Genomic DNA, 7,517 nt, shown 5'->3' with positions numbered 1-7,517 from the left:
GCCGGTGAGGTGCGCGTCTACCACCAGGACACCTACCTGTGCCGGGCGATCGCCCCCGAACTGGCCGCCGAAACCATCACCCTCCAGCAACTGCAGCAGGCCCGGGGCGCCCGGCGCAAGGAGTTGAAGCAGCAGCTGTGCGCCCGGCGCAGCCTCGCCGACGCCCTGCCCGCCGACGACCGCTGGGCACCACCACCGGCCCCGGCGCCGGGCCCGACGGCAGACCCCCCGGCGGAGCCGGCGCCCCGACATCGGTTGCGGACCTATGCCACCGACTGAGCCCGACTCCACCCGCAGCCTGTTGGGCAAGGGCGACGACGGTCGGCGTTTCCTCTCCGGCACGTTCGGGGAGATCAACGGGCTCACTTCACCCCCGCCCCCGGGCGCACCGGCGTTCTTGCCCACCCGGGAGCACCGCCGCTTCACCGAGTTCGCCGACACTGTCCGCACTAACCGCTACATCGGCCTGTGCTGGGGTCCACCCGGGGTCGGCAAGACGCTTTCGGCCCGCCACTACGCCGGGGCCCCGGAATGGGAGCAGTGGCAACGAGACCTGGGCGAGGACCGCGAGCCCGGCCCCATCCCCGAACAAGTCCTCCAGGCCCGCACCGCGCTGTGGACTCCGACCGTCACCGCCAGCCCCCGACAGGTCGACCAAGCACTGCCGCGGGCCTGCCAGCAGATCTCCTACGCCATCGACTACCACCGCCACGGCCGCGTCGACCCGTTCGTGAACCCCGAATCACGGTCCTCCGGGCTCACTGAGCTGCTCATCATCGACGAGGCCGACCGGCTCAAGGCCACCGGACTGGAACAGGTCCGCGACTACTACGACCGTCACACCATCGGGGTGATCCTCATTGGGATGCCCGGTATCGACAAGCGCCTGGGACGCTACCCCCAGCTTTACAGCCGTGTGGGCTTCGCCCACGAATACCGCCAGCTCACCCCCGAAGAGCTCACCGCCGTCCTGAACCGTCGCTGGCACACCGACGGACTCGCCACCGATGACGAGTTCACCCAGGCGGTCGCGATCGCCACCGTCGCCCGGATCACCGGCGGCAACTTCCGTCTCGTCGACCGCCTCCTCACCCAGATCAAACGCATCCTGGACATCAACCAGCTCGAGACCGTCACCCCCGAAGTGGTCGAAGCCGCCCGCGAGTCACTCCTGATCGGTCACTGAGCACACGGGCCGGCCACCAGTTCCTGAGATCCACCGGCCAGGCAATCGCCTCTGGCAGCGACTCCTCGAAAGGGCCCCCGGGTCTGGGGCACATACGGACGTGCACCGGACATTGCCGCGGTGACGTCTTGACCTTCCTCTTCAGGGGAAGGTGCAGGCTGGGCACAGCACAGCACAGCACACAGACGGCCCGTCGGGGCCTTCATCACGGACTTACGGAGGCCGGTCATGCCTGAGACGGGAACGCACGAGGTGGACCTGGCGATCATCGGTTCCGGCGGTGGTGCTTTTGCCGCCGCGATCCGGGCCACCAATCTCGGCAAATCAGTGGTGATGGTAGAGCGTGCCACGGTCGGGGGCACCTGCGTGAACACCGGGTGCGTGCCGTCGAAGGCGTTGCTGGCCGCCGCCGAGGCGCGCCACGTGGCGCTGGACGCCGCAGGACGGTTCCCTGGTCTGAGCACGTCGGCCGCCGGGGTGGACATGTCCGGGTTGATCACCGGTAAGGACGCGCTGGTGGAAGGGATGCGTTCGGACAAGTATCTGGATCTGATCGCCGATTACGGCTGGGAACTGGCCACCGGTGAAGCGGTGTTCACCGGAACGGCCGAGGATCCGGTGCTGGAGGTCACCGGAGCCGACGGTTCCGGCCGCCGGGTGCGGGCGGCCCACTACCTGGTGGCCACCGGCTCCACCCCGATCGTCCCGGAGATCGAGGGCTTGGATCAGGTGGAGTATCTGACGTCGACCACGGCCATGGAACTGGACGAGGTGCCGGAGTCGCTGCTGATCATCGGCGGCGGGTACGTGGGCCTGGAGCAAGCTCAGCTCTTCGCCCGCCTGGGCACGGCGGTGACCATGGTCGTGCGGTCCCGTCTGGCCTCCCATGAGGAACCGGAGGTCTCCCGGACCCTGAGGGGCGTGTTCGCCGAGGAGGGCATCCGGGTGATCCCCCGGGCCACCGTCTCCTCCGTGACGCCCGACCGGGACACCGGGGAGGTGGTGGCCACCGTCACGGGCCCGGGCGGGCAGGACACCCTGCGGGCGGGCCGGCTCATGGTCGCGATCGGGCGCCGTCCGGTCACCGAGAACCTGGGCCTCGGCTCGGTCGGGGTGGACACCGGGGCCCACGGGGAGATCCTCGTCGACGCCCGGATGGCGACCTCGAATCCGAAGGTGTGGGCGGCCGGGGACGTGACCGGGCACCCCCAGTACGTCTACGTGGCCTCGGCCCACGGGGTCACCGCGGTGGAGAACGCCTTCCACCACACCGGCCAGCAGATCGACTACACCCACCTGCCGCGGGTCACTTTCACCTCCCCGGCCATCGCGGCGGTGGGGATGACCGACCAGCAGGCCCGGGAAGCCGGCCTCCGGTGTGAATGCCGGGTGCTGCCCCTGGAGTACGTGCCCAGGGCGCTGGTCAACCGTGACACCCGGGGGTTCGTGAAGATCGTCGCCGAGGCCGAGACCGGGCGGATCGTGGGCATCACCGCGGTGGCCAAGGACGCCGGGGAGCTTGCCGCGGCCGGGGTCTACATCTTGTCCGCGGGCATGACGGTGGACCAGGTCGCCACCCTGTGGTGCCCGTACCTGACGATGGCCGAAGGCCTGAAGATCGCCGCCCAGTCCTTCCGCACCGACGTCTCCAAACTCTCCTGCTGCGCCGCGTGAGGATCGGTCGGCCTCGAGCATCGAGCACAGCCGGGAGCTGACGACTCAGCAGGCACTGTAACGGAAGGGGAAGTCATGGCCCAGAGGTTGATCGTCATCGGTGGGGACGCCGCGGGGATGAGCGCGGCCTCCGCCGCCCGCCGCCAGCTGCCCCAGGACCAGTTGGAGATCGTGGCCTTCGAGCGGGGCCACTACACCTCGTATTCGGCCTGCGGGATCCCGTACTTCATCGGCAAGGACGTCGCCGACACCACGGAGCTGATCGCCCGCACCCCGCAACAGTTCCGCGACCACCACGCCATCGACGCCCGCACCGGCCACGAGGTCCTGGAGATCGACCTCCACCGCCGCGCCGTGCTCGTGCGCGACCTGACCGCCGGCCGGGAGGCCTGGGAGGGCTTCGACCAACTCATGGTCGCCACCGGGGCCACCCCGGCCCGCCCGCCACTGCCCGGGATCGATGCGGCCGGCATCCACGGCGTGCAGACCCTCGACGACGGTATCGCCCTGCGCACGGTCCTGGAGCGGGAGCGCCCGGGCCGGGCGGTGGTCGTCGGGGCCGGCTACATCGGCCTGGAACTGGCCGAGGCCCTGTCCGCCTGGGGCGTGGACATCACCGTGATCGGACGCCCCCCGGCCCCGCTGCCGGGCCTGGACCCGGACATGGGCGCGCTCATCGCCACCGCGATGGAAGGGTACGGGATGGAGGTGCGGATGGAGGAGACCGTCACCGGCTTCGACACCCACGCCGGGAAGGTCACCGCCGTGGTCACCGACCAGGCCACCATCCCCACCGATCTGGTGATCCTCGGCCTGGGGGTCACCCCGAACACCACCCTGGCCGCCGACGCCGGGATCCCCCTGGGCGAGACGGGGGCGATCGCCGTGGACCGCCGGCTGCGCACCGGCATCGAGGGGGTGTGGGCCGGCGGGGACTGCGTGGAGAAGTTCCACCGCGTCTCCCGCCGCCACGTGTCCCTGCCGCTGGGTACCCACGCGAACAAGGAGGGCCGCACCGCCGGGATCAACCTCGGCGGCGGCTACGCCACCTTCCCCGGAGTGCTTGGCACCGCCGTGACCAAGATCTGCGACATCGAAGTCGGACGCACCGGCCTCGGAGAGCTCGAGGCGCAGGCGGCCGGCTTCGACCCCGTCACCGCCGTGGTCGACTCCACCACCCGGGCCGGCTACTACCCCGGGGCCAAACCCATCCGCACCAAACTCATCGCCGAACGCGGCACCGGGCGACTGCTCGGCGCCCAGATCGTCGGGGAAGAAGGCGCGGCCAAGCGCATCGACGTGCTCTCCGTGGCGCTGTGGCACGAGACCCCGGTGGAAGAGCTGCTCAACATCGACCTCTCCTACGCCCCGCCCTTCTCCCCGGTGTGGGACCCGGTGCTCATCGCCGCGCGCAAGACCTGGCAGGCCGTCGAGACCGACCGCACCCGCACCGAACCCGGATGACCACCTGCCCCTCCAGGGGCAGGCAGGGCCCTGCCCCCGGAGCCTTCCTCTACCGTGGAAAGCCACACGACAGTCCAGGATCGAGGTGCGCACCGTGCGGATCGGTGAAGCGGCCGCAGCCGCCGGCATGACCACCAAAGCCCTACGGTTCTACGAACAGCACGGTCTGCTGCCCCCGGTGCACCGCGGCCCCAACGGGTACCGCGACTACCCACCCGAGGCCCTCGCCCGCCTGCAGTTCATCCGCCGCAGCAAGGCCGCCGGACTCACCCTGGCCGAGATCCGGAACATCCTGCAGATCCGCGACGCCGGGCAGGCCCCCTGCGCCCACGTAGCCGCACAGCTCGCCCAGCAACTCACCGACCTCGACCAGCACATCGCTGAGCTCACCGCCCTGCGGGCCTCCGCGGCCGAGCACTACCAGGCCGCCTCCCAAGGCGACCCCACCCAGTGCGATCCCGCCCAAATCTGCAGCTACCTCTGAGCCCACAGCCGCACCACGGCCGCCAAATACCTCTGTCAGAACACCGCCATTCACCGTCGACAGTCACACTGTCTCGCATCCTTGTGCTTTATCCATGACTCTAGAATCTGATACTCAACGTCAGTTGCGAGACAGATGAGGTGGGCATGGGAAAGTTGATCGGGTACGCCAGGGTGTCGACGCGGCAGCAGGACGCGGACCGTCAAGTGCATGACCTGCTGAATGCGGGCGTGCGGCGCAATGACATCTATGTGGACAGTGGAGTGTCTGGAGGGCGTGCATCGCGTCCGCAGTTCGACAAGACCGTGGCGGCGCTCGAGGAGGGTGACACGTTGGTGATCACCACGCTGGATCGTTTGGGGCGGTCGACGCAGAACATGCTGGTTTTCGCTGAGGCGTTGCGGGGGAGGGGTGCCGGGTTGCGGGTGCTGAACCTGGGTGGGGGAGATGTTGACACGGCAACCCCGATGGGTTCCATGGTGTTCACCGTGATGGCCGCCCTGGCGCAGATGGAGCTGGAGATCAAGCGGGAGCGGATCACCGACTCGGTGGCCAAGCGTAGAGCTGCCGGCAAGGATCTCGGTGGTCGGCGTCAGACCTTCACTGATTCCCAGATCCGCAATGCCTTATGGCTGATCGATAGTGGGGAGCCGGCCACCCAGGTGGCCCGCGACCTGGGGATGTCGCGGGCCACCCTGTACCGGCGGATCCGGGAGCTGCCGCAGACGACGACCGTCTGAATGGGTCGTCTCCGGTGGACATCGTGATGGGCATGTCGTATTTGAGTGGAATTTTTACCTGTCGAGGCGACTGAGTAGGGCAACTCAGCCTCGTTGCCAGCGTCCCGCCTGGGCGCTTCTTGGTCCGCTGAGGGTCCGCCCTTTGCTCAGTAGCCGTTGGCGGAGAGCCACTCCGCGGCGGCGGCGGCGGGGCTGATCGGCTGGTCGCCGCTGACCTTGCGGTTCAGGTCGATGAGGTCCTCCGTGGTGAGCTTGCCGGACAGCTCGTTCAGCGCGTCCACCGCCTCCTGGGGGAGCCGGTCCGCCGCCGCCAGCGGCAGGACCTGCTGGGCGATGAAGTTGTTCTCCGGGTCCTCCAGCACCACGAGGTCGTTGTCGGCGATCGCCGGGGTGGTGGTGAAGATGTCGGCGACGTCCACGTCCCCGTTGAGCAGCGCCTCGACGGTCAAGGGCCCCCCGCCGTCATTGATCGGCTCGAAGGACTGCGGCACGCACCCGTAGTTCTCCTCGAGGCCGTCGAGGCCGTAGGCGCGCTCGGCGAACTCGGGCGGACCTGCGATCACCAGCTGGTCGCACACCGCCGCCATGTCGGCGATGCTCGTGAGCCCGTACTGCTCCGCGGTCTCCGGGGTGACCACCATGGCGTCCTTGTTCTCCGCCTCGGAGGCCTCCAGCACGGTCAGCCCGTCGGGCAGCGCGTCCGGCAGGGCGGTCATGATCTCCTCGGCGGAGCTCGCGGTGGCCTCCGGGTCGGCGAAGAGCAGCAGGTTGCCGGAGTAGTCCGGGACCACGTCCACGGACCCGTCCTGCACCGCCCCCACGTAGGCCTCGCGGGCTCCGATGCCCAGGGACGTCTCCGTCCCGATCCCGGCGGACTCGAGCGCCCCGGCGTAGAGCTCGGCCACGATCTGGCTCTCCGGGAAGTCGGCGGAGCCCACGGTCACGGTCTCGGTGGAGCCGTCCTCGGAGCCTCCGTCCCCGGCGAGGGGGTCTCCGCCGCCTCCGCAGGCGGTCAGGCCCAGCAGCAGGGCGGCGCCCACGGCGGGTGCGGCGGCGCGGCGGCGGAGCACGGGAGCGGTGGTCATGGTGGTTCTCCTGTCGGTCGGTGGCACGGTGCGTCGGATCGGGCATGCGGGTGTGCTGAGCCCAGACGGAATAGGGCATAGCGACATCGACGTGAACCGGGAGTCGTGAAATCGCAGGTGCGTTCTGGGGGCGGATCCGTGTTACTGCCCCGGGCAGTCACGTCCTGCCGACACCTGGTAGTCGGGCACCGAACGGGCTTGGGCCTCCTCGGCTGTGGCAGCCACCCCGTTGCGTTCGATGTCCTCGATCAGCCAGTCCATCTCGCGGATCTCCCGCCGCTGGGCTTCGCTGATCTCCACCGCCAGTTCGCACACCCGCACGTCGTCGAGCTCGGCGCGTTCGGACCGGGTGATGGCCAACGAGTGGTGAGGGATCATCGAGCTCATGTAGGCGGTGTTCTGCACTGTGGTCTGGCTGCGGTCCAGGAAGGCTCCACCGCCGAGCAGCAGGAGGCTGGCCAGCACCACGGCCACGTTGGCCTTGGTGTTCTTGTACATGTTCAGCATCCAGGCGAGCATGACCAGGCCCATGGTCCCGCCCATGGTCAGAGTCATGAACAACCGGTTCTCGCTCCAGCGCACGTGGCTCCACTCCCAGGAGCCGACGAACATAACCGCGTACATCACCACCATGGCCGTGAGGATCATTGCCCCGAACCGCAGGTACATCTTCGTGGAATCGTGGGACTGGTGCTCACCGGACTGCTTCCCACCGTGCTGATGCTCGTTGGCCTTGTTTCCCGTGGTCGACACAGAACTCCTCCATTCTCCGTTGCCTGACTCAGTGCGACAGCGTGCAGCTGACGGCCGTGACATACAACCGACAGTAGACTGCTGGTTCTTTGTGCCTGAGCTGGATGCTGTGAAGATTCGGTGAAGAAGTG

The 7,517-nt window shown here is 68.7% G+C and carries 7 protein-coding genes and 1 pseudogene; 6 read left to right on the top strand and 2 right to left on the bottom strand.

Annotated features, from left to right (window positions below; translation table 11 throughout):
• From QYM41_RS15430 to QYM41_RS15405, 6 genes and pseudogenes are all read left to right on the top strand, one after another.
• Positions 1-279: pseudogene (locus tag QYM41_RS15430) on the top strand (Mu transposase C-terminal domain-containing protein); the annotation flags it as partial.
• Positions 266-1,186: an AAA family ATPase gene (locus tag QYM41_RS15425; protein ID WP_082157124.1), complete on the top strand. Its 921-nt coding sequence runs from the start codon at positions 266-268 to the stop codon at positions 1,184-1,186. The pseudogene QYM41_RS15430 and the gene QYM41_RS15425, both read left to right, overlap by 14 nt.
• A gap of 228 nt (positions 1,187-1,414) precedes the next feature.
• Complete coding sequence (gene merA, locus QYM41_RS15420; RefSeq protein ID WP_368800667.1) at positions 1,415-2,860, top strand: mercury(II) reductase; 1,446 nt, start codon at positions 1,415-1,417, stop codon at positions 2,858-2,860.
• Between the two features lie 75 nt (positions 2,861-2,935).
• Positions 2,936-4,324 carry an FAD-dependent oxidoreductase gene (locus QYM41_RS15415; protein ID WP_368800666.1) on the top strand — a complete coding sequence of 463 codons (1,389 nt, stop codon included), beginning with the start codon at positions 2,936-2,938 and terminating at the stop codon, positions 4,322-4,324.
• A 94-nt stretch (positions 4,325-4,418) separates the two neighbouring features.
• Positions 4,419-4,808: a heavy metal-responsive transcriptional regulator gene (locus tag QYM41_RS15410; RefSeq protein ID WP_438612604.1), complete on the top strand. Its 390-nt coding sequence runs from the start codon at positions 4,419-4,421 to the stop codon at positions 4,806-4,808.
• A 146-nt stretch (positions 4,809-4,954) separates the two neighbouring features.
• Positions 4,955-5,548, top strand: a complete 594-nt coding sequence (locus QYM41_RS15405) for a recombinase family protein (RefSeq protein ID WP_368800664.1) — start codon at positions 4,955-4,957, stop codon at positions 5,546-5,548.
• 146 nt (positions 5,549-5,694) lie between these two features.
• Here QYM41_RS15405 and QYM41_RS15400 read toward each other — a convergent pair whose 3' ends face one another.
• Together QYM41_RS15400 and QYM41_RS15395 are read right to left on the bottom strand one after the other, a co-directional pair.
• Positions 5,695-6,633, bottom strand: coding sequence for an ABC transporter substrate-binding protein (locus tag QYM41_RS15400; protein ID WP_368800663.1), 939 nt, complete (start codon positions 6,631-6,633; stop codon positions 5,695-5,697).
• A 141-nt stretch (positions 6,634-6,774) separates the two neighbouring features.
• Positions 6,775-7,386: a DUF305 domain-containing protein gene (locus QYM41_RS15395; RefSeq protein WP_368800662.1), complete on the bottom strand. Its 612-nt coding sequence runs from the start codon at positions 7,384-7,386 to the stop codon at positions 6,775-6,777.
• Positions 7,387-7,517: the final 131 nt, after the last annotated feature.

Source organism: Kocuria oxytropis (assembly GCF_040981195.1).
In the GTDB taxonomy this organism is placed as follows: domain Bacteria; phylum Actinomycetota; class Actinomycetes; order Actinomycetales; family Micrococcaceae; genus Kocuria; species Kocuria oxytropis.
Note: the sequence above shows the minus strand (reverse complement) of the source record. Positions and strands in the feature narration are given on the sequence as shown.